Source organism: Chondromyces apiculatus DSM 436, assembly GCF_000601485.1.
Classification (GTDB): domain Bacteria; phylum Myxococcota_A; class Polyangia; order Polyangiales; family Polyangiaceae; genus Chondromyces; species Chondromyces apiculatus.
Genome location: NZ_ASRX01000048.1, coordinates 34,319 through 56,482, shown reverse-complemented (window position 1 = coordinate 56,482; position 22,164 = coordinate 34,319). Strand labels below are relative to the sequence as shown.

Below are 22,164 nucleotides of genomic sequence, written 5' to 3'. Positions count from 1 at the left end.
GGGAGACTCAAAATGCGTGGACGAACAGCCCGCTCCGGAGCTTGGGCTCGAACCAGGTGCTCTTCGGGGGCATGAGCAGGCCGGCATCACTCACCGCGAACAGCTCCGCGATCTGCGTGGGGTACAGGTGCACGGCCAGGGTCATCTCGCCGCTGTCCACGCGCCGTTCCAGCTCCTTGATGCCGCGGATGCCGCCCACGAAGTCCACGTGCTTGTCCCGCCGCGGGTCCTCGACGCCGAAGATGGGGCCGAGGAGCTGATCCTGGCAGATGGAACAGTCGAGCGAAGCCACGGGATCTGCGGTGTCGTAGCTGCCCTGCCGGACGCGCGCCGTGTACCACTGTCCGCCGAGGTAGATCCCGAACGCCTTGGGCCCGCGCGGTGACGCCGCCTCGCCGCTCTCCGCGGGCGAGACGTCGAGGCGCTCCTTCAGCGCCGCGAGCAGCGCCTCTGTGCCGCGCCCCTCGCGGTCCCGGACCACCCGGTTGTAGGGAAGGATCTGCATCTGGTCGTGGGGGAACACGACGGCCAGGAACACGTCGTGCTCGCGACCGTCGCCGCGCAGCTTGCGGTGCACGCGGGCTGCCGCGGCGCTCCGGTGATGCCCATCCGCGACGTACAGGGCGGGGACCGCCATGAAGCGCTCTTCCAGCGCCGCCGTCGCCTCGCGGCCGAGCACCCAGAGGCGGTGCTCCACGCCGTCGGCGGTGGTGAAGTCGTAGATCGGGGGCATGCCCGTGGACGCCTCCGCGATGAGGCGATCGATCTCCGCGTCGGCGCGGTAGGTCAGGAACACCGGCTCGTCGTGGGCCGCGAGCGTCTCGATGTGGCGGGTGCGGTCGTCTTCCTTGTCGGCCCGGGTCTTCTCGTGCTTCTTGATGACGTCGCGCTCGTACTCGGCCACCGACGCGCACCCGACGACGCCGATCTGCCGGTGCGCGCCCATCTTCTGCGCGTACAGGTAGAGGTGCGGCTCCGGATCCTGCACCAGGCTGCCGTGCGCGATGAGGTCGGTGAGGTTCTCCGCGCCGCGCGCGTACACCTCGTCGGCGTGCTCATCCACCCCTTCGGGGAGGTCGATCTCCGGCCGCGAGACGTGCAGGAAGCTGTGCGCGTTCCCCTCGGCGAGGGCGCGCGCCTCGGCGGTGTTGATCACGTCGTAGGGAGGGCTGGCGACGACGGGAGCCAGCACGTGCGGTGGGCGAAAGGCGCTGAAAGGTCGGACGGTGGCCACGAGACCCGCGTAGCCGCAAACGACCCGAGCGTCGAGCACCAGCCGATGGGGCTGGCCAGAGGTCGGCAACGCGCCTGATCCCCGCGCGCCAACCATGCCGGCTTCACCGGGGCGTCAGCCGCTTTTCATCATCCCGTCATCGCTGTTCATGCTCCGGTCAGCTTCGCTTCGGCGTTCTATCAGCTCACGTGACACGCCCCGATTTCGGTATGCGTCGCGACACGTGCCGCCTTCACTGCGCTCGCTCCTGTCTGCTAGCTGCTTCGGATGAACCAAACCAGAGCTTCTCGCTCGCCCTTCTTCTTCCTGACGGCTGCAGCCCTGACCCTCGCCCTGACGGGGCTCGCGGCAGGCTGTTCCGACGATGGCTCCGACGACACTGGACCCACGACCACCACCACCACGACCGGCACCGGCGGCACTGGCGGCACTGGCGGGGGCGACTGCCAGACGATCTCGCTGGATGGCATCGAGCTGGTCAGCATGCACGAGGACCAGTTCGATGCCTCCGACTCCGTCCCCGTGATCAGGACCCCCGGCTCGCTCGCGAACCTCTCGGGTGACCCGGCGAGCGCCGACCGCCTCCGCATCCTCTTCGACGGGGATCTCGGCGTCGGTGTCCACGCGATGGACGGCGATCCCAACCAGGCGCTCCCCGACTACGCGGCCACGTTCGTGCCGAACTGCACCGCCTGCGCCGTGCTCCAGGAGGATCGCGATCCCAGCAATGCGTACCTCAAGACCTACACGGTCAGCTCGGGCGAGCTGGAGATCACCGACATGGTGACACCACACCAGACGGCGGGCGTCGCGCGCAACCTCGAACTCCGCGAGGTCGAGGAGACGGCTGAGGGCACCTATGCCTTCGTCCCCGGCGGCACCTGCTACCGGATCCAGGAGGCCACCTTCGACGTGCGCCTGCCGAACGGCTGCAAGCCCTTCGTGGCGGGCTCCTGTCCGGCAGACCAGTACTGCATGCCCCTCAACGCCGTCGGGACCGATGGGCAGTGCGTCACCGGAGGCGACGTGGCCCTCGGTGAGCCCTGTACCCGCGCGAGCACGACCTCGTGGGACTCGGACTGCCAGCTCGGCTTGCGCTGCATCGGCGACACCGGCGAGGACCCTACGTGTCAGCAGGTCTGCGACGTCCTCTCGGCGACCCCCGGCTGCCCTTCGGACACGCTCTGCGGCGGTGGCTACAGCATCTGCATGGACGTCTCGATCCTGCAGAACAGCGGGACCGATGACGCCCTCGTCGGCGAGGTCTGCGCCACCGACCCCGAGGCGCTCTACTGCGGCGGCGCAGGTCAGCGCGGGCTCTGCTACGACGACGACGGCGACGGCGCGCTGGAGTCGATGTGCGTGCCCTTCTCGTCCGCACCTTCGCAGTGCCCCGCCGGCAGGACCGCGGGCTACGTGGCCTACAAGGCGGGCATCGACCGGTCGACCCTGTTCTGCATCCCCCCGCTCTGATGCCGATCGCGCGCTGAGACACGTGGCGGGGGACGCGGTCCCCCGCCGCCCCGCCCTGACAGCACCGCGCGTGGTACGCTCCGCGGCCTCTTCACCTGGAGGCCACGGTGATCTTGCGCCGACCCACGCTGACCGCAACCTGCTCGCTCTCGCTCGCACTGACCGCACTCACCGCGCTCACCGCCCTCACCACGGGGTGTGATGGCTCGGACGAGGATCCTCCTCCGCAGGAGACCACCACTTCCTCGACCGACTCCAGCACCGACACGGAGACCGGCACGACCACCGAGACCGATCCGCCGGACGAGGACCACTCTGTCGGCGGCGAGGTCGTCGGCCTGCAGGGCATGGGGCTCGTGCTCCAGAACAACGGCGGCGACGACCTCACCATCGACGCGAGCGGCGACTTCACCTTCCCGACGGCCCTCCCGCAAGGCTCTCCCTATGCGGTCACCATCCTCACGCAGCCCGAGGGTGGGGCGCAGCGCTGCTGGGTCGAGCAGGGCGTGGGCACCATGGGCCCCGTCGACGTGTCGAACGTCCGGGTGCGCTGCGACATCGACCCGAGCACCATCGACGTCACCAGCGCCGACCGCTGCGACATCCTCGACCCCGGCTACTGCCTCTTCCCCTTCCCCAACGATCACTTCACCGTCCCCTCGGCGGACACCGACACCGGCCGCCGCGTCGCGCTCGACGTCGCCTCCATGCCCGTCAACGCGCCGGTCGATCTCTCGGGGCTCCTCGGCCTGCCGCCGGGCACCTACGTCACCGAGGGGGACCTCCCCCTGAACCCCGCGGAGTGGAACCGCAACGACGGCTTCTCGCCCGGCCAGATGATCCTCACCCTGGTGCCGGGCCTCGACCTCGCGCAGAGCGGCGTCGGCGGCATCACCCACATGGAGCGCTCGCTCCAGGTCAGCTCCCCCGTGGTGGTCCTCGACGCGGACACCGGCGAGCGCCACCTCGTCTGGGCCGAGCTCGACTCCTACGCCACCACCGACGCCACGCGCGCGTTCATCATCCACGCCGGCACGAACTTCCGCGAGGGGCACCGCTACATCGTCGCCCTGCGCGACCTGCGCGGCGCCGACGGCCTCCCCCTCGAACCCTCGCCAGCGTTCCGCGTCTACCGCGACGCCGTCCCCTCCGACATCCCGGCCATCGAGGACCGCCGCCCCCACATGGAGGAGCTCTTCGCGCGGCTCGACGCGCTCGGTGTCGATCGCGAGAACCTCTACCTCACCTGGGACTTCACGGTCGCCAGCGAGCGCAACCTCTCCGAGCGGATGCTGCACATCCGCGACGATGCCTTCGCCACGCTCGGCCAGGCCGCGCCGGCCTTCACCGTGACCAGCGTCACCCAGAACCCCGACGCGAACCGCTCGCGCCGCATCCAGGGCACCTTCACCGTCCCCAACTACCTGAACCAGGACGGCGGCGTCTCCGGCGCCTCGTTCAACTATGCCCAGCCGGACGACGGCCTCCCCGACCAGCTCGGAGGCACCGGCACCCTCGAAGCGAACTTCATCTGCAACATCCCCCGCGCCGCCCTCGCCGACGGCAACGTGCCGGATGGCCCCGTCGTCCCTGGCCGCGCGGCCATCTACGGCCATGGCCAGCAGGGCGCCGCGAGCCAGGTCAACGGCGGCGCCGCCACCGGCGAGCTGTCGAACCAGTACAACTACGTCTTCTGCGCCACGGACTTCATCGGCATGGCCGAGAGCGACGACCTCAACATCGTCAACCTCGTCACCGACTTCACCCGCATCAACACCCTCGCAGATCGCCTCCAGCAGGGCCTGCTCAACAACCTCTTCCTCGCGCGGCTCCTGGTCCACGCGGACGGCTTCGTCTCGCACAGCGCCTTCCAGGGCGGCAGCCCTGCCCAGCCCCTCATCGATACGAGCGAGGTATTTTATTACGGCATCAGCCAGGGCGGCATCCTGGGCGGCGCCCTCGTGGCCATCTCCCAGGACATCAAGCGCGGCGTGCTCGGCGTGCCGGGCATGAACTACAGCCTGCTGCTCGACCGCGCGACGGGGTTCGACGACCTCCGGCCGCTCATGGACACCGCCTACGGGAACGAGATCGATCGCCGCTTCATCTTCTCGGCGATCCAGATGCTCTGGGACCGCGGCGAGTCCAACGCCTACGCCCAGCACATGACGGGCGACCCGCTGCCCAACACGCCGCCGCACGAGGTGCTCCTCCACGTGGCCTTCGGCGATCACCAGGTGACCCACTGGTCCGCCGACGTCGAGGCCCGCACCATCGGCGCCTTCATCCACGACCCTGCGATCACCGCTGGCCGCTCCGAGGACGTGACGCCCTACTTCGGCATCCCCTCCATCGACGACTACCCCTACGCCGGCTCGGCCATCTTCATCTGGGACACGGGCCCCTTCGACGACGCGACCAACACCGGCACGCCCCCTCCTCCCTCCATCAACCAGCCTCCCCGCGACGGCGTCGACCCGCACAGCCGCCCCCGCGTGCAGCCCGGGGCGCGCCAGCAGATCTCCGAGTTCCTCAAGACCAACGGCGTCGTCATCAACCCCTGCGGCAACGCCCCCTGCATGGCGCCGTGACAGCCCTGCCCGCCTGACGTCCCGACGCACCCGGCGCCCCACCCGCGAGGGATCTGCGGCTTGACCCGCGCTCCCCGAGCCAGCACGGTGGCGGCGCCTTGTCGACGCCGTTCGATCCTCTCCGCCCGCCCGTACCCCCGACGCTCCCGCCGCCGCCGGGGGAAGACGAGGACGATGAGCTGACTTACCCGGGGAATTACGAGGTCCCCGGGGACCTGCCGGCGTTCAGCGCCCCGCGGACCCGCCGGGTCATCGCGGTCGGCGGGGGCCGCGGAGGCGTCGGCAAGACCACGCTCACCGTCAACCTCGCCGTCTACTTTGCCCAGCTCGGACGGGAGGTCGTGGTCATCGACACCGATCCGTTCAGCACCGGGCTGCACGGCGCGCTCGGGCTGGAAGCGCCGCCGCTGGTGAGCCGCACCGATGTCGAGGAGGGGCGCGCCGAGCCCGTGGCCACCACCGTCCCGGGGCTGCGCCTCGTCCCCACGGCCTTCGATGCGCTCAGCGCCACGCCGGTGAGGCCGAGCCGCGCTGCGTACTGGATGAAGCTCATCCAGGAGCTGAACGTGGACTACGTGCTCATCAACCTGGGCCCGTCGATGAGCTCCTCCACCATCGACCTCTACCTCTGGGCGGACGTGGGCATCGCGGTCACCATGCCCGAGCCGCTCGCGGTGGAGCACACCTACCGCTTCTACCGGGCGCTCTACCAGCGCACCTTGCGCCGGGCCCTCATGAAGGAGCGGTTCAAGCTGCGCCTCGTGGAGAAGGTCGCGTCGTCGCTGCCGCCCCTGTCCACGCCGAAGGACTTCATCACCGAGGTGAAGCGCTTCGACGAGAACGTGGCCGCCCTGGCCACCGCGCAGCTCCCCCGGATCACCCCGCGCCTCGTGGTCAGCCAGACCCGCGTCCGCGCCGACATCGAGCTCGGGCTCTCCATGAGCGCCGTCTCCGAGCGCTTCCTCGGCATCTCCATGGAGTACCTCGGGCACATCGAGCACGACGACGCGGTGTGGCTGACCATCCGCCACCGCCAGCCGCTGCTCGTCGAGAGCCCCACCTCGCGCGCGGCCCGCAACGTGGAGCGCGTGGCCCGGCGTATCCTCGCGCTGCTCGCCGCGCGCGACAGCCGGCCGGCGGAGGCCCAGGAGCGCGCGCTCGCCAACGTCAGGCCGCCCATGCCGCCGACCCTGTACGACGCGCTCGGGGTCGCGCGCACCGCCGCAGACGACGAGATCCGGCGCGCTTACAAGCGTCAGCGCGACATCTTCCGCGAGGGCAGCCTTCCGGTCGCCACCGTCCTGCGCAAGGAGATGCTCACCAAGGAGCAAGCCCGCATCGAGGAGGCGCACGACACGCTGCTCGATCCGGTGCGCCGCCGGGCTTACGATCTCTCCACCTACCCCGACGATCCCCGCCGCGCCGGCCAGAGCCGCGGGGAGAGCGCCGCCGCCGCCGCCGAGCTGGCCATGCTGCAGGCCGAGCTGGCGCGGGAGATCAACGCCGAGACCCAGTTCAACGGCGCCCTGCTCCGCAAGGTGCGGGAGTCACAGGGCGTGGAGCTGAGCGACGTCGCGCAGCGCACCAAGATCTCCATCACCCACCTGAGCGCCATCGAGAACGAGGCCATCGGCGACCTGCCCGCCGCGGTGTACGTGCAGGGCTTCGTGCGCGAGTTCGCCAAGTACCTGAAGCTCGATTCCACCCAGGTCTCCAAGACGTACATGCGACGGCTCCGCGACGTCGCGGCCGGTACGCGCGCGAAGCATGGCTGACGCGAGCACCGAGCGTGCCCCGCACGCCACGCCTGATGCGCCTGATGCGCCTGATGCGCCTGATGCGCCTGATGCGCGCGAGACGACCTCCGCGGACGCCGCGGTCCATCGCGACCTCGGGTTCTCGGCCGTGGCGTTCGTGCTCGCGCTCTTGCCGCGGCTCTACGTGGCCGTCGCCTGGGCGCGGGAGCCGGTCTGGGACGGGCACTACTACGACTTCGGGGCGCGCCGCATCGCCGAGGGCTTCGGCTACTCGGACGACATCCTCGTGGGCGGCCGCGCCGTCTGGCACCCGTGGTGCCACTACCCCGTCGGGTACAGCGGCTTCCTCGGACTCGTGTACCGCATCTTCGGCGATGGTCCCCACGTCGGCCCGGTGACTGGCGCCATCGTCGGCGCGCTCCTCGTGGCCGCCGTCCACCGCCTGGCGCGGCTCGCGACGACGCCGCTGCGCGCCCGCATCGCGGCCCTCCTCGCGGCGCTCTCGCCGGGCCTCGTGCTCTACGCAGCGGTGCTCATGACCGAGCCGCTCGCCGCCATGGGGCTGCTGCTCACCGGCTGGCTCTTCGCGCGCGACGTCCACGCCTCTCCCGGCGCCACCATGCCCGCCGCGCCCGCGAACACAGACGCCGCGCCCGCGAACGCCACGCGCGCTCCGTGGACATCACGCACGTCACTCACGTCAAGCGTGCGCGCCCTCCTGCGCCCCGGTCCTGTGCGCGGCGCGTTGCTCGCGGGCATCACCCTCGGCCTGACCACCCTCGTCCGACCGCAGACCCTGCTCTGCGCGCCCGGACTGGTGCTCATCGCCCTCGCTCGCCGCCCGGGCGCGAAAGGTGCCGTCACCGCTCCTGCCGACCTCGCCGCCCCTGCCGACCTCGCCACGCCTGCCGACTCCGCCGCCTCTGCCTCCCCTCGCCCCTCCCTCTGGAGCCGCGCCGCGCGCTCCCCTGCGGGCCGCGCCGTGCTCGCCGTGGGTCTGACCATCGCCGTGGCCCTGCTCGTGGTCGCGCCGTGGACCGTGCGCAACTGCCGGGTCATGGATGGCTGCGCCCTCGTCTCCACCAACGGCGGCTGGAACCTGGCCATCGGCGCCTTCCCGCGCGCCACAGGACGCTTCGAGACCCTGCGCGCCACCGACGGGTGCCCCGTGGTCCGCGGCCAGGTCGATCAGGATCGGTGCTGGATGCACATGGGCCTGCGCTGGATCGGGGAGGATCCCGTCCGCTGGATGGGTCTGATGCCCATCAAGCTCGGGTACACCTTCGATCACGAGTCCTTCCCGGTGGGCTACCTCGGCGAGGCGAACCCTGCCGCGTGGCCCGAGGAGCGGAAGGCGCGCTGGCGAGGCATCCTGTCCACCGCGCACCGGGCGCTGCTCGTCGCGGCGGCGCTCGGTGTGGTGGCCAGGCCGCGCTGGCCGGGTCGATCGCGACGTGGCCTGGTCGCCTTTGCGGCCCAGGTCTCCGCGATCCTCCTGATCCTCGGACTTGGCCTTCACGGCGCCCTCTCGGATGCCCATCCGTTCTGGCCGCTGGCCGTGGCCATCCCCCTTCTGGCGGCGATCCACCTGCCCGGTCGTCCGGACAATGGTGGCGTATCTGGCTACCTCGTGCTCGCGATCGCCTCGGTGGCGATCACACACGCAGTGTTCTTCGGCGAGGATCGGTATCATCTGGTGGTGACCCCGGCGCTCTGCATCCTCGCTTCCTGCGCGCTCCGGCCTGGTGCCTCCACCTCCGCGGGGGCGCCCGCGTACGCCTCGCGGCGCGCGTCACGGCGTGCATCACGGCGTGCATCACGGCGTACATCACGGCGATCCGAGGCGGGAGCATGAGCGCCTCTCCGCCCAGGAGAGGCCCCCGCGCGGCGCACCGACCACCGCCTTCCCAGCCCTTCGGGGGCGCGGCGCCGCCTCCTGAGTCGACCCGCCACCCCGGCGGCATCGCGCCGCCTCCCGAGTCGACCCGCGCCCTCGGGGGCATCACGCCGTTGCCCGACACCGTCCGCGCCCCCGGTGGGCCGTCGCCGCTGCCCGAGGGGGCGCGCGCCCTCGGGGGCATCACGCCGCTGCCCGATACCGTCCGCGCCCCGGGCGGGACCACGCCGCCTCCGTCCGAGATGGGGCGCGCCCTCGGTGGGACCACGCCGCTGCCCGAGACCATCCGCGGCCTCGGCGCGACCACGCCGCCTCCGCCCGAGGTGACGCGCGCCCTCGGCACCATGCCGCCGCCCTCGGACGTGATGCGCTCCCCGGCCGGCCCCGCCGCGCCTCCCGAAGCAGGCCGCGCGCTCGGCGGCACCATGCCCCCGCCTTCCGACGTCATGCGCTCGCTGGGCGGTACCACCTCGCCGGCCGACACGGGACGCGCTGCAGGCCCCGGGCGCCGCTGGCTGCCCTCGGATCGCCCGAGCAGCACCTCGACCTCAGGGCGCACCGTCGCGCCACCGCCGGAGCGTGCGGCGGAGCGTGCGGCGGAGCGTGCGCTAGACCGTGGGCTCGACCGCGGGCTGGACCGCGCCTCCGGTCACACCGCGTCGCCCACCGGGCGCACCATTGCGCCGCCGCCGGAGCGCTCTTTCGGTACCGTCGCGCCGCCGCCGCCGGAGCGCTCTTTCGGTACCGTCGCGCCGCCGCCGCCGGAGCGCGCTTTCGGCACCGTCGCCCCTCCCCCCGGGCGCACCGTCATTCCCCCACCGCCTGGCGTTCCGCTCACCGTGCCGCCCCCGAGGGCCTCGGAGCAGCCGGTCATCGATCTGGAGCGCGGCGCTCACCTCATCGTCCGCTACGTGGAGGCGTACCGGCTGGTGATCATGACCCGCACCTCGACCGACTACGCGACCCTCGACGAGCTGCGCACCACGCTCGATCGCGTCGGGCACGCGCTGCACGGCATCCCGCGGCACAAGGGGGCGCTGCTCATCGACTCCCGCCGCGCCCCTCCGCGGAACGATCCCGAGTTCGAGCGGGCCTTCGGCCCCCTCCGGCAGAACTTGATGCGCAGCTTCGCCCGCAACGCCTTGCTGATGCAGAGCGCGGTCGGCGTGCTGCAGGTGCAGCGCCACGCGCGCAATGACGGCATCACGGCCGGCATCTTCACGAGCGTGCCCGAGGCGCTGGTCTACCTGGGCCTCTCCCCCGACGAGCGCTTGTTGCAGCTCATCGCCCAGTCCGAATTTTAGCTCTTGCATCGCGACCGTCACACAGACGGTGCTGTGTCTCGGTCTACTCCCCGCCTGAGAGATGCAGGGACTATCGTTCAAACTCCTGCGAGTCCTCGCCGATGCCGGTAATTACGGCTGCCATCCTGGCACTGTTGCAGCGTCTACATGCTTGAGTGTGCTCATGCCGGCAGCTTGACCAAGCGTCTGCCAAGAGTAGCGTCCTCGCATGCCTTCCAACGCTGGACGGTTGCTGCGGCCTTACATCTTCCGCGATCCAGTCCATGGCGATATCGCGTTCCCGCGAAACTCGCACGGAGCCCTCGTCCGTAAGCTCATCGACGACGAACTCTTCCAGCGGCTCCGGAGCATCCAACAAAACGGAGTGTTGAACCTGGTCTTCCCTGGCGCCGAACACTCTCGGTTCGCTCACTCGATCGGTGCCGCCCACCTCGCGGGACGCATGTACGACGCTGCATGCCGGAACAGCGACCGCGATGCCGTGCAAGAAGAGCGCGAGCTGGTCACGATCGCCGCCCTACTGCACGACGTGGGACACGGTCCATTTTCCCATCTCCTTGAGGAGATCCTCGGAAAAAACAAGTTTCATCATGAGACGCTCACGAGCCGCATCCTCGTCGAGGAAGGCTCGTCGATCGCGAGTTCTCTGCGCGCACATGACCAGGGTCTGCCGGAAAAGCTGCTCCCTTTCATCGAATACCAGAAGCGGAAACCAGACCGCTGGTTCTACGCCCTTGTGTCGAGCCAGCTCGACGCTGATCGTCTCGACTACACCGCGCGTGACGCAATGATGTGTGGCGTTCTTAGCCACCGTTTCGACAGAGATCGACTGATCGGTGCGCTTTTCATCGGCGCGAGAACCCCGGACACAGCGGCGGAGACCGGAACTACCAGGGAGTTCATCGTCGTGGATGATCGAGCGCGTGACGTGGTTGAGAACTATCTTCACGCGCTCTACCACCTGTATCAATCAATCTACTTTCATCACACAGCCCGAGCTGTCTCGTGGTTGCTCAATGCGGCCCTGAGACGGGCGCGTGAACTCGCCATGGCAAGCGAGACCGACCGACTTCATCTCTTCGCCCCCGCCAGCAAGCCGGATCCACTCTGGGCACTGATGGAGCATGGGAACGAGGTCTCCCTCTCGGATTACATGCGCCTCGACGAGGCCCATGTATGGAGTCTCGTTCAGCGCTGGCGCGACTCGAACGATCCCACGCTGCGAGATCTCTGCGATCGACTCAAGCACCGTCGATTCTTCAAAGCGATAGACGTTCTGACTTCGGACTTCGACAAGCTCGTGACCCTGCAGGAAGAAGCCAAAGATAGGGTCCGAAAAACATTCCCCGATCTGAATGCCGATTATTACGTCCGTCTCGATCAAACCGACCGAGAGAACGACAAGCCTTACCGATGGGGCCAGGACGACAGTGGGTCCGACCCCATCTTGCTAGTTTCAAAACAAGGGTCGATCCGGCCCATCGAGGATGAAAAGCGTGGCAAGAGCATGCTCGACCTCTTCGATTCAGGCTTCAGGACACAGAGGCTTATCGTTCCCGAAGAGGTGCGAGAGGGCTTGCCGCCAAAGTTGTTGAAGGGCGAAGTCGAAGTGAGGAGAGCGGAGTTCATGTCGACGTTCCAAGATCAGCTTGACCTGGCATCGATGCTCGCGCTGATGGTCACCAAGGCGCGCAGGCTTGATGGGCGCCTCCGCGTTCAGAAGCTGATGTACCTTCTCCAACAGCGGGGGGCGAAGCCACTGCAGCCATTCCTGTTCCAGTACCATCACTACGGCCCCTTTTCGGCTGAAGTCGCTGACGCCATCAAGGGTGCAGTGAAGTCGAAGCTCATCGATGAGCGAGAAGAGAGCGACGAAAGTGGATGGAAGCGGTACGAGTACACGCCAGCGCAGCAGGCTGCGACGTATGCCGCCCGGGTCGATGGACCGACAACAACGCTCGTTGAGCAGGTACTCACGCTGTGCGAGAAAGCACACTGGCGTACGCTGGAGCTTGCGGCCACGATCGATTTCCTTCAGAGGACCGATCACCTCGAACGCGAGCAGGCGGTGCGTGAGGCTCTGGAACGAAAGCCTCAGTGCGCGAACTATGAGTCTCAGGCTCGTGCCCTTCTGAGCGATCTTCACCTGTAGAGCCTCTCCGAGTCGTCAGCGCGGTCGTGCGCGGGACTAGGCTTCAGGCCACCGTACGCACCCACACCCGCTTGCCCTCGAAGGCCACGGCGAAGGCGTGGACGGGCGTCGCGCCTGCCGCCGCGAGCGCTGCGGTGTAGGCCTTGCTCTGGATCTGGAGGGCGGCCTCGGAGAGCACCTGCTCGGGGGACCTGCCGGGCTTCACCACCTTCAGCTCCAGCACCACCCCGGGCTTTCCCGGCTGCCGGGGCTGCACCGTGACATCTGGGCGACCGAGGCCGGATTCACGGTTCGAGCGCACCAGGTACGCAGGCTCCAGCGTCGCCAGGAGGCCGATCACGAACGCATGGACCACCTGCTCCGTGCGCAGTGGCGTCGTGGTCTGACCCGGCGCGTTGACGAGGGCCAGGTCGTGGTACGAGAGGAGATTCACGGTGAAGGCGGTGAGCTGCTCCTCCAGGGCCTCGGCGTCGCCCGAGAGCAGCGCCGCCGTCAGCCGCTCCACGTCGCTGCCCTGCTGAACGAGGCACTCCTCCATCCACTCGCGGAACGTCTCGCTGTAGACCTGCCTCACCTCGCGGTTGGGGATCGACAGCCGGTACGGGGGCTCCTCGCCGTCGATGCCCTCACCCGCCTCCGCCTTGAGGTAGCCCGAGAACACCAGCAGGTTGAACAGCGCGCCCTCGCGCGTCGACAGCTCGTTGAGGGACACGTTCTCGTCGAGGCGCCGCTCGACGCTCCCGCCTTCGAGCAGTGCCTGGATCGCCGGCTGGTGGCGGAAGGCGCGCTGCCGGAGCTGGTTGCGGATCAGATCGTTCGAGCTGGTGGTCACCCAGTAAGGGCGCAGCATCCTGTCGTCGCTCGCGACGTAGTTGAGGATGGACCATGGGTTGTAGATGACCTGTCCCCCGAAGACGTAGCCGTTGTACCAGGCGCGCACGGTGTCGAGGAGGTCACCCTTGCCCGCGTCGGAGAGCAGGCGCGTCACCTCGGCCTCGGTGAAGCCGAAACAGGTCGAAAACTCGGGGCGGAGGAGGCTGTAGACGGCCAGGTTGTTGAGGCCGGAGAAGATGCTCTCCTTCGCCACCCGCAGGATGCCGGTGAGCACTGCCTTGAAGAGGTGCGGGTTGCCCTTCAGCCCCGCGCCCAGAAAGGGGCGGAGGAACGCGAGTGCCTCGTCGAAGTAGCCATGCACGTACGCGGCATTGATGGGATCGTCGTACTCATCGATGAGCAGGACCACGCGCTGACCGTGATGGCGTTCGAGCGCGCGACAGAGATCGAGCAGCGCGTTCTGGTAGGTCGCACGCTGCGCCGTGCCGTCGAGGATGGCCTGGAAATCGGCCTCCTCATGCGCCGAAAGGCAGCCGGAGCCCAGGAGGTCGCGGTGCTCGTCGAACAGCCGGGCGATCTTCTTCTGGATGGCCCCCCAGGCCATCTCCCAGGTCGGCGCCTTGATGTCCTTCAGGGTGACGAACACCACCGGGTAGCGCTGGAAGTGCGCGCGGTAGCGGTCCCCCGCGCGCGCTACCTCGAGGTCCTCGAAGAGGCCCCACAGGTCCTCCTCGCGCTTCTCGAAGAAGGAGCGGAGCATCGAGAGGTTGAGCGTCTTGCCGAAGCGCCGCGGCCTCGGCAGGAGCAGCACCTCGGCGCCCCGATCGAGCACCTCCAGGAGGAGCCGCGACTTGTCGACGTACTCCATCCCCTGCTCGCGCAGCTTGCGGAAGTCGTCGACGCCGATGGGGATGGGGCGCACGCCCGGCGCCCTCGTCATTTGCGGGGTGGGGCAGCAGGCGGGGCGGCCTTCGGCTCGGGTGGCTTCACCATCTCCGCGAGGTCGGGCACCAGGGCGATCTCGATGCGCCGGTTCCGGGCCTTGCCCTCGGTCGTGTCGTTCGAGGCGATGGGGGCGAACTCGCCGTAGCCGGCGGCCGACAGGGTGCCCGGCTTCATGCCGCTCTCGATGAGGAGCTTCACGACCTCCACCGCGCGCGCCGTGGACAGCTCCCAGTTGGACGCGAAGCGCGCGCCCTGCATCTTCACGTTGTCGGTGTGGCCGCCGACCTGGAAGCGCCGGTCGGCCATGGTGGAGAGCACCTTGGCCACCTCGACGAGCGCGGCCTTGCCCGCGGGCTTGAGGTCGGTCCGCGCGGAGTCGAAGAGCACGTCGTTGGGTAGCTCCAGGATCATCCGGCCTTCCCGCATGGCGACCTTGAGCTGGCCGGCGTCGACCATGCGCTTCAGGCGCGCCTCCAGCTCGCGGAACTGCGACGCGCGCGCGTCGGCGGCGGCCTGCTGGCGCGCCAGCTCCTCCAGCTTGCCGCGGGTCTCGGCGAGGGCGGCCGCGAGGGTGCCGCGCTCGCCGGCAAGCTCCTGCACGCTCTTGCCAGCCTTGCGGAGGCGCTCGCTCATCTCCGCGTTGAGGAGCGCGGCCTCGTCGAGGCGGCGGATGAGGTCTGCCTGCAGGGTGGAGGCCTCCTGGGCGGCGACCGCCTTCTCCTGCAGCTCGGCGTCGCGGGCCTTCAGGGCCTCGTCGCGCGCGGCGAGATCGGCGCCGGCACGCGCGAGCTGGCCGCGCTGGGCCTCGATCTCGGCGCCGCGCTGCTTCGACTCGGCCTGCGCCTTCTGGATGGCGTCGACGGCCTTGTCGTAGCGCTCGGCGCTGACGCAGCCGGTGGCGCCAGCAGCGAAGAAGGAAAGGGCGAGGGCGAGCGGCAGGAGGGTACGCGCGGCGCGGAGTACGCGCGGGAAGGGGAGTGCGCGCGGGAAGGGGGGCGTCGTCGGGGCTTGCATCGTCTGTGTCGGGCCTGCTTGCGTCGGGCTTGCTTGCGTCGGGCTTGCTTGCGTTGGGCTTGCTTGCGTTGGGCTCGCTTGCGTCGGGCGGCGCGGGAAATGCGCGGGGCCGTGACGCGGAGCCGTGCACGGGACCATGCCACATCTCGCGGCGTGCTTGCAGGACAGCCTCGCTCGCCAGGGTCGAGCACGTCCGCGCCGTGCGCCCCGTTCCTTCCGACCCGGAGCCCGGGTAGCCTCCCGGCGGTGAGCTTGCGCAGAACCTGGATCGTCGCAGGCGCCCTGCTCGGCGCCGTCCTCGCCTGGGGTGGGGCGGCCCGTGCGTTCCCTCACGTGGTCCGCCGCGGGGAGACGCTGGCGCAGATCGCCGAGCGGGTCTACGGGCGCGTGCAGATGGAGCAGGTCCTCGTGGCGGCCAACGGGCTGGACACGGGCAGCGGCGTCCCCATCGTGCCGGGGCTGCGGCTGGAGATCCCCGCCGTGGGCCACCGCCGCGTGCACGCCGGGGAGACGTGGGCGCTCCTGGCCGAGGAGCTGCTCGGGTCCGCGGAGCGGAGCGACGTGCTCGCGCTCGCCAACGACTCCATGCCCTGGCTCGAACCCGCCGACGGCCAGGAGATCCTGGTGCCGTACAACCTCCGCTACGTCGCCGGACCCACCGACTCGCTGCCGTCCATCGCCTACCGCTTCCTCGGGGAGCGGGACCGAGCCTGGATGCTCGACAAGTACAACACCCTCAAGCAGAAGCCGATCTCGCGCGGAGCCGTGGTCCTGGTCCCGCTCACCGATCTGCCCCTCACCGCCGCCGGTCGGGAAGAGGCGCGGAGCGCGGGGGCGCTGGTGCGGGCGGAGGGCGCGGGGCACGTGCGCGAGGCGCAGCGGCGCGCTGACGCGGAGCTCCCGCTGCTCGTCGCGGAGGTGCGCGGGGGCCGGTACATCGACGCGGTGGTGCGCGGCAACAAGGTGCTCGGTTACGGGGAGCTGGCCGCGCACCAGGTGGCGCAGGTGCAGCGGCAGCTCGTGGAGGCGTACGTCGCGCTCGACGCCACGGGGCTCGCCGAGACGGCGTGCGGGGCGTGGCGCAGGGCCGATCCTGCCGCCGAGCTCGATCCGGTGGACCTCAGCCCGAAGATCCTGCGGGTGTGCACGGCCCCGGGCGCGCTGCCCCCCGCGGGCGCGCCGCAGACCTCCGACCCCGACGCTGGACCGCCCGCACCCGACGCCGGAGTTGCCACTCCCGGTGGTCGCCGATGAGCGCGCCGCACGACGAGAGCGGGGCCCGGCGCGCGGGCTTCCTGCCGGGGCAGCGGGTCGCCGACCGTTACCGCATCGATGCGGTGCTCGGCGAGGGGGCCTCCGGCGTCGTGTACCTCGCCCAGGCGGAGGGCAGCGAGGGCGGGGGGCAGGTGGCGCTCAAGGTGATCCACCGGCACCTCTGCGGCGACCGGCAGGTGCACAAGCGCTTCCACCGGGAGGCGGTGATCCTGAAGCGCCTGGAGAGCCCCAACCTGGTGCGGCTGCTCGACTTCGTGGAGCACGACGGCCTCCTGATGATGGCGCTGGAGTACGTGGACGGCGTGTCGCTGGAGGCGCTGCTGGAGCGCGAGGCGCCGCTCGATCCAGGGCGGGCCGTGGAGATCGCGCTCCAGATCGGCGCGGCGCTCTCGGCGGCCCACGGCGCCGGCATCGTGCACCGCGATCTCAAGCCCGCCAACGTGCTGCTGGAGCGGGTGCCGCAGGGCGAGTCGCAGGGCGAGTCGCAGTCGGTACCTGCGGTGCCTCGGGTGAGGGTCGTCGACTTCGGGCTCGCCAAGGTGGTGCAGGGCGAGCAGATGACCACCGGCCTCACCGAGCAGGACATGATCTTCGGGACGCCGGAGTACATGTCGCCCGAGCAGGTGCGCGGGGAGGAGATCGATCCGCGCTGCGACATCTACGCGCTCGGCTGCATCCTCTACGAGATGTCGGTGGGCAAGCCGCCGTTCCCGCGCCGCACGGCCATGGCTTCCATGACGGCGCACCTCGGCGAGGAGGTGCCGCTGCCCCGCGCGACGCGCCGCGACGGCGCGATCTCCTCCGCCCTGGAGGCCGTGATCCTGCGTGCCCTCGCCAAGCGCCCTCAGGACCGCCACGCCGACGCGCGCGCCCTGACCGAGGCGCTCGTCGCGTGCCGGAGCGGCGACCGGGTGGTCGCCTCGCCGGGGTCCGTGACCATCAGCGACATGCGCCGGAGCGCTCTCGAGCACTCCCCTACCCTGCCCAGCGATCCGCCCTCGGACATGCCCACCCCCCTGCCGCCCCCGCGCGCTCCCGCAGGCTTCGCCGAGACCCTCCCCGTGGACTCGGCCCCTCCCGGCGGCAAGCCCGCCGCCCGCCCCGCGCCCCAGGTCCACGTGGCCAGGCCACCCCCCGTACGCAAGGGCCTGAGCGACAAGGTGCTCTGGCTGCTGATCGCCGTGGTGTTCGCGGCGATCGGCATCGCCATCGGGACCCTGGTGGGGCAACGGTAGAACCGCCCGCCGAGATCTGGAGCCGCGCAGAAGGGGAGACGCCGCACGCGCGCCGAGGAAGGCCGTGCGCACCTCAAGGAGACGGTTGCCGACTCCAGGGAGACCGTTGCCGACTCCAGGGAGACCGTTGCCGACTCCAGGGAGACCGTTGCGCACCCCAGGGAGACGGTTGCCGACTCCAGGGAGACGGTTGCCGACTCCAGGGAGACCGTCGCCGACTCCAGGGAGACGGTTGCCGACTCCAGGGAGCCCGTTGCTGACTCCAGGGAGACCGTTGCCGACTCCAGGGAGCCCGTTGCTGACTCCAGGGAGACCGTCGCCGACTCCAGGGAGCCCGTTGCTGACTCCAGGGAGCCCGTTGCTGACTCCAGGGAGCCCGTTGCTGACTCCAGGGAGCCCGTTGCCCACCTCGGAGAGAGGGTGAACGCGCTCCGGGATGTGACGAGAAGGACAGGGGAATTGCCGCGCGGGGTGCCGTCCCGGGAGGATGAGTGGGGGAAGATGGGGGGGACTGCCACAGCTAGCTGGTGTGGAAGAGGGAGATCCCTGACAATTGCCTCCCCGCCCATGCTTGTGCCCAGGCTTCGCCGCCCCCTCATGCCGCGTGTTGCTGCTCTTCCTCTTGCTGCCGTGGCGCTGGGCGCGGTGATGGCGGTCGCGCCAGGGGAGGCGGCGGCGTACGACGTTCTCGCCACGCCCTGCCCGGATGAGCTGCTCACGTGTGAGTCAGCGGCGCTGCGCTACGAGCGGACCAACGCGCTGCCCATCGAGTTCGACTTCGATACGGGGTGGGTGCCGGCGAACTCGCCGCTCCAGGTGCACCTGTGGGCGGCGGTGTACGCGAACACGCAGGTGCGGCTGCAGGGGTCGCTGGATACGGCGTGGCCCCAGGTCTTCGACCTGACCACGCCGGGCAAGCCAGGGGGCGGCAACTTCAGTTACCACTACGGGCTCGATGTGGGCGCGCAGGGGGCGATCCACATCTCGGTCTTCGGACAGGACTACTCGTGGGTGGGCGATATTCCGTACGTGCCCCAGATCGACTTCCAGGTGCAGGCGGACCAGGAGTTCGATGGGTGGGGATGGGATCCGGGGGTGTCGATGTCGAGCAGCACCGATGCGGTGCGGCTGGCGCAGGTCTCCATCGGAGACATCGTGGGAGGGTCGATCCCCGGCATCGACGGTGGCTTCGAGCTGGATGTCGCGCTCGAGGTGGGGGCCAACTACCAGACGGACCGCATCGTGGTGAAGGACGTGGACGGCGTGCCGGTCGCCGGGGGCGACGTGACCGAGGAGGGCGGCATGACGAGCACGGCGTACCCGGGAGGGCCCTCGATCGAGCTGAATGTGCACCCCGAGGGGTCGGTGGCATACGACGGGACGATCCACCTGATCCCCGCGTTCTACGTGGAGCTGCTGGGGCAGAGCTGGTCGATCCCCATCGCGGACATTCCGATCGGGTTTCCGATCACGAACGATCCGTGGATCTTCAAGCCGAAGCGGGTGCACGTGCCGCTGCCGGACCTGGTGGTGGAAGAGGTGGCGATCGACTTCGGGTCGGTGGAGGTGGGGCAGAAGAACCTGGAGCCGTTCCCGCTGTTCAACGCGGGGGAGGCGAAGATCGTGGCCACGGTGCTCACCGATGATCCGACGAACTTCGAGGTGTTCGATCCGACGGTGGAGATCGAGCCGGGGATCACGGTGGACTCGGCGATCCGGTTCGTGCCGAAGAAGAACGGGGAGTTCACGGCGAAGGTGCTGATCGGGTCGAACGATCCGGACGCGCCGGTGCAGGTGGTGGCGCTGCACGGGGTGGCCTTCGGGGGTGCGGAGGAGAACGCGGGCGGGATGGGTGAGCCGAAGCCGTCCGAGGAGGCGGGGTGCGACTGCAGCGCGGCCGGTCAGACGTCGGGCGGGGGCTCCGCGGGTGGGCTCATGGCCATCGCGGGGGTCGCGCTGCTGGCGACGCGGAGGAGGCGCCCGCGCTGAGGAAGGCGGGGCGCGCACCGGGCAGCCACGCGCGCGCGTCGAACAAGGACGCACCGAACGAGGACGCGCCGACGCTGAGCAGAGAGGGGGCGTTCGCGGAGACGATGCCCGCGAGGCCGGCGGTGAGGTCCGAGCCTGCCGCGCCGTGGACGGCGGAGCAGCTCCCCGAGATCGATCCGGCGCGCTACGTGGTGTCGGGGCAGATCGCGCAAGGGGGGATCGGCCGCGTGATGCGCGCCGAGGACGTGCAGATGAAGCGGCCCGTGGCGCTGAAGGAGCTGCTCGATCGCAGCCGGCACGCGGAGGACCGCTTCGTGCGCGAGGCGCTGCTCACGGCGCGGTTGCAGCACCCGGCCATCGTGCCGGTGTACGAGGCAGGGCGCTGGCCGACGGGGGCGCCGTTCCTGGCGATGAAGCTGGTGGCGGGCAGGTCGCTGGCGGAGGTGGTCGAGGAGCCGCGGGGGCTCGCAGAGCGGCTGCCGCTGGTGACGCACGTGCTGGCGGTGGCGCAGGCGATGGCGTACGCGCACGCGGAGCGGATCATCCACCGCGATCTGAAGCCCGCCAACGTGCTGGTGGGGGACTTCGGCGAGACGGTGGTGATCGACTGGGGGCTCGCCAAGGAGCTGACCGCCGACGAGGAGGGGCGAGGGTCGGCGCCGCCAGGCGGGGAAGTCGACGCGGAGGGGAAGGTCAGGGAGGCGCTCACGGTGATGGGCTCCGTGGTGGGGACGCCGGCGTACATGCCGCCGGAGCAGGCGGCAGGGCTGCCCGTGGACGAGCGCGCGGACGTGTACGCGGTGGGGGCGATGCTCTACCACCTGCTCTCGGGGGCGCCGCCGTACGAGGGGATGGCGGGGAAGGTGCTGCGCGAGGTGCTCCAGGGGCCCCCCGTGCCGCTCGCGAGGCGGACGCGAGGGGTGCCCGAGGATCTGCTGGCCATCGTCGATAAGGCGATGGCCCGGGACACCGAGGATCGCTACCCGTCGGCGCGGGAGCTCGCCGAGGATCTGGAGCGGTTCCTCGCGGGGCAGCTCGTGGGCGCGCACCGTTACTCGCGGCGGGAGTTGCTGGTGCGCTTCGTGCGGCGGCACCGGGGAGCCCTGTCGGTCGCGGCCGGGGCGCTGCTGGTGCTGGTCGCGGGCGGGACGTACGGGGTGCTGCGGGTGATGGCCGCGCGCGATCGGGAGGCGGGAGAGCGGAGGCGCGCCGAGAGCGCGCTCGGGCTGGCCGAGGAGGCGCGGGGGTCCGCCGTCATGCGCGCGGATCAGCTCATCCTGGCGCAGGCGCGCACGGCGCTGGAGAAGGATCCGAACGAGGCGCTCGGGTGGCTGCGCAGCCTGTCGCCCTCGTTCGAGGACTGGGCGGCGGTGCGGCGCATCGCGGCCGACGCGGAGGGGCGCGGGGTCGCCCGGAAGTTGCGAGGCCACGAGAAGCTCGTCAGCAAGATCGCGTACGCGCCCGACGGCAAGACGCTGTTCAGCGCCAGCGATGACCACACGGTGCGGGCCTGGGACCTCGTGGGCGGCAAGCACCGGGTGATCACGGCGCTCGAAGGCGAGGTGTGGTGGGTGGACGTGTCCCCCGATGGGCGCCGGATCGCGGCGGCGGGTCAGGACAGAGAGATCCGGATCGTGGATGTGGAGAGCGGGGCGGTGCGCACGCTCCTCGGTCCGGTCGAAGCCGTGGTGAGGGCGATGTTCACCGCTGACGGCCAGGGGCTGGTGAGCTTCGAGTTTTACGGCGTGGTGCGCCGCTGGGATCTCGCGACCGGGGAGAATCGCCGCCTGTGCAGCGATCCCGAGACCTGCTCGAAGGTCGTGGTCACGCCGGACCTGAGGCACGCGGCGGCCACGGGCGTGCAGGGCGCGCTGTCGCTGCTGGACCTCGAGACGGGGGTGGTGCAGCGCGCGGCCGGGGTGCGCGTGTCGACGGACGAACTGCGGCTGATGGTCGGCTCGGTCGCGGCGATCGTGCCAGGTGGACGGCTCGTCGCCGCGGGGGGTGACGATGGGCGCACCCGGGTCTGGGAGCCGGAGACGGGGAAGGTGCGCACGTTCAAGGATCACGAGGCGTTCGTGACACGCGTGCTCCTCTCCGCAGACGGGCGGCGGCTCGTCTCGGCCGACGAGCGCGGGCTGTTGCGGGTGCGCGATCTCGAGGATGGAACTCTGAAGTTCAGCCGCGGGCACGAGGGGTCGGTCGTCGGCGTGGCGCTTGGGACGGTGCGGGTCTGGGATCTCGCGACCGCGCAGGCGCAGGTGCTGCGGGGTCACGCCGGGGCGGTGCTCGATGCGCGCTTCCTGCCGGAGGGGCGGGGCTTCGTCTCGGTGGGGCAAGATGGGACGGTGCGGCTCTGGCGCGATGCGCTGCCGCGCGATGCGGAGGGGCTGCGCGCGTGGATCGCCGAGACGGTGCGCGCAGCGGATCCGGAGGAGGCCGAGGGCACGACGCCATAGCGCGC

General features: G+C 70.3%; 13 protein-coding genes. 10 read left to right on the top strand and 3 right to left on the bottom strand.

Going from position 1 to position 22,164, the window contains the following annotated elements; all coding sequences use genetic code 11:
- Positions 1 to 7: 7 nt before the first annotated feature.
- A complete protein-coding gene (locus tag CAP_RS27035) occupies positions 8 to 1,234 on the bottom strand; it encodes a DUF1015 domain-containing protein (protein WP_044246306.1) in 1,227 nt (408 codons plus the stop codon).
- A 267-nt stretch (positions 1,235 to 1,501) separates the two neighbouring features.
- Here CAP_RS27035 and CAP_RS27030 point away from each other — a divergent pair, with 267 nt between their 5' ends.
- The 6 genes from CAP_RS27030 to CAP_RS27005 all read left to right on the top strand — a co-directional run bounded on the left by CAP_RS27030 (position 1,502) and on the right by CAP_RS27005 (position 12,408).
- Entirely contained in the window at positions 1,502 to 2,707 is a 1,206-nt protein-coding gene (locus CAP_RS27030; RefSeq protein WP_044246230.1) for a hypothetical protein, read from the top strand.
- Between the two features lie 107 nt (positions 2,708 to 2,814).
- On the top strand, positions 2,815 to 5,298 hold the full coding sequence (locus tag CAP_RS27025) for a hypothetical protein (RefSeq protein WP_052376017.1): 2,484 nt from the start codon (positions 2,815 to 2,817) through the stop codon (positions 5,296 to 5,298).
- Positions 5,299 to 5,396: 98 nt separating this feature from the next.
- A complete protein-coding gene (locus CAP_RS27020; RefSeq protein ID WP_044246229.1) occupies positions 5,397 to 7,073 on the top strand; it encodes a helix-turn-helix domain-containing protein in 1,677 nt (558 codons plus the stop codon).
- Positions 7,066 to 8,910, top strand: a complete 1,845-nt coding sequence (locus tag CAP_RS52615) for a glycosyltransferase family 39 protein (RefSeq protein ID WP_052376015.1) — start codon at positions 7,066 to 7,068, stop codon at positions 8,908 to 8,910. Before CAP_RS27020 ends, CAP_RS52615 begins: the two co-directional genes overlap by 8 nt.
- On the top strand, positions 8,907 to 10,256 hold the full coding sequence (locus CAP_RS27010; protein WP_156041171.1) for a hypothetical protein: 1,350 nt from the start codon (positions 8,907 to 8,909) through the stop codon (positions 10,254 to 10,256). The genes CAP_RS52615 and CAP_RS27010 overlap by 4 nt, the downstream gene beginning before the upstream one ends.
- Before the next feature lie 208 nt (positions 10,257 to 10,464).
- Entirely contained in the window at positions 10,465 to 12,408 is a 1,944-nt protein-coding gene (locus tag CAP_RS27005) for an HD domain-containing protein (RefSeq protein ID WP_081865297.1), read from the top strand.
- A gap of 43 nt (positions 12,409 to 12,451) precedes the next feature.
- On the opposite strand, the gene CAP_RS27000 is transcribed toward CAP_RS27005, so the two are convergent.
- Both CAP_RS27000 and CAP_RS26995 read right to left on the bottom strand, forming a co-directional pair.
- Positions 12,452 to 14,164 (bottom strand): AAA family ATPase, encoded by a 1,713-nt coding sequence (locus tag CAP_RS27000; protein WP_231511721.1) that lies wholly within the window; start codon positions 14,162 to 14,164, stop codon positions 12,452 to 12,454.
- 14 nt (positions 14,165 to 14,178) lie between these two features.
- Positions 14,179 to 15,201 carry an OmpA/MotB family protein gene (locus tag CAP_RS26995; protein WP_052376012.1) on the bottom strand — a complete coding sequence of 341 codons (1,023 nt, stop codon included), beginning with the start codon at positions 15,199 to 15,201 and terminating at the stop codon, positions 14,179 to 14,181.
- A 246-nt stretch (positions 15,202 to 15,447) separates the two neighbouring features.
- Between CAP_RS26995 and CAP_RS26990 the strand changes: the two genes are divergently transcribed.
- The 4 genes from CAP_RS26990 (at position 15,448) to CAP_RS26975 (ending at position 22,159) form a co-directional block, all read left to right on the top strand.
- Positions 15,448 to 16,455 (top strand): LysM peptidoglycan-binding domain-containing protein, encoded by a 1,008-nt coding sequence (locus CAP_RS26990; protein WP_044246220.1) that lies wholly within the window; start codon positions 15,448 to 15,450, stop codon positions 16,453 to 16,455.
- Complete coding sequence (locus tag CAP_RS26985) at positions 16,452 to 17,711, top strand: serine/threonine-protein kinase (RefSeq protein ID WP_044246218.1); 1,260 nt, start codon at positions 16,452 to 16,454, stop codon at positions 17,709 to 17,711. The genes CAP_RS26990 and CAP_RS26985 overlap by 4 nt, the downstream gene beginning before the upstream one ends.
- 567 nt (positions 17,712 to 18,278) lie before the next feature.
- A complete protein-coding gene (locus CAP_RS26980; protein ID WP_044246215.1) occupies positions 18,279 to 19,700 on the top strand; it encodes an Ig-like domain-containing protein in 1,422 nt (473 codons plus the stop codon).
- Between the two features lie 122 nt (positions 19,701 to 19,822).
- Entirely contained in the window at positions 19,823 to 22,159 is a 2,337-nt protein-coding gene (locus tag CAP_RS26975; RefSeq protein WP_197041371.1) for a WD40 repeat domain-containing serine/threonine protein kinase, read from the top strand.
- The last annotated feature ends 5 nt before the right edge of the window (positions 22,160 to 22,164 follow it).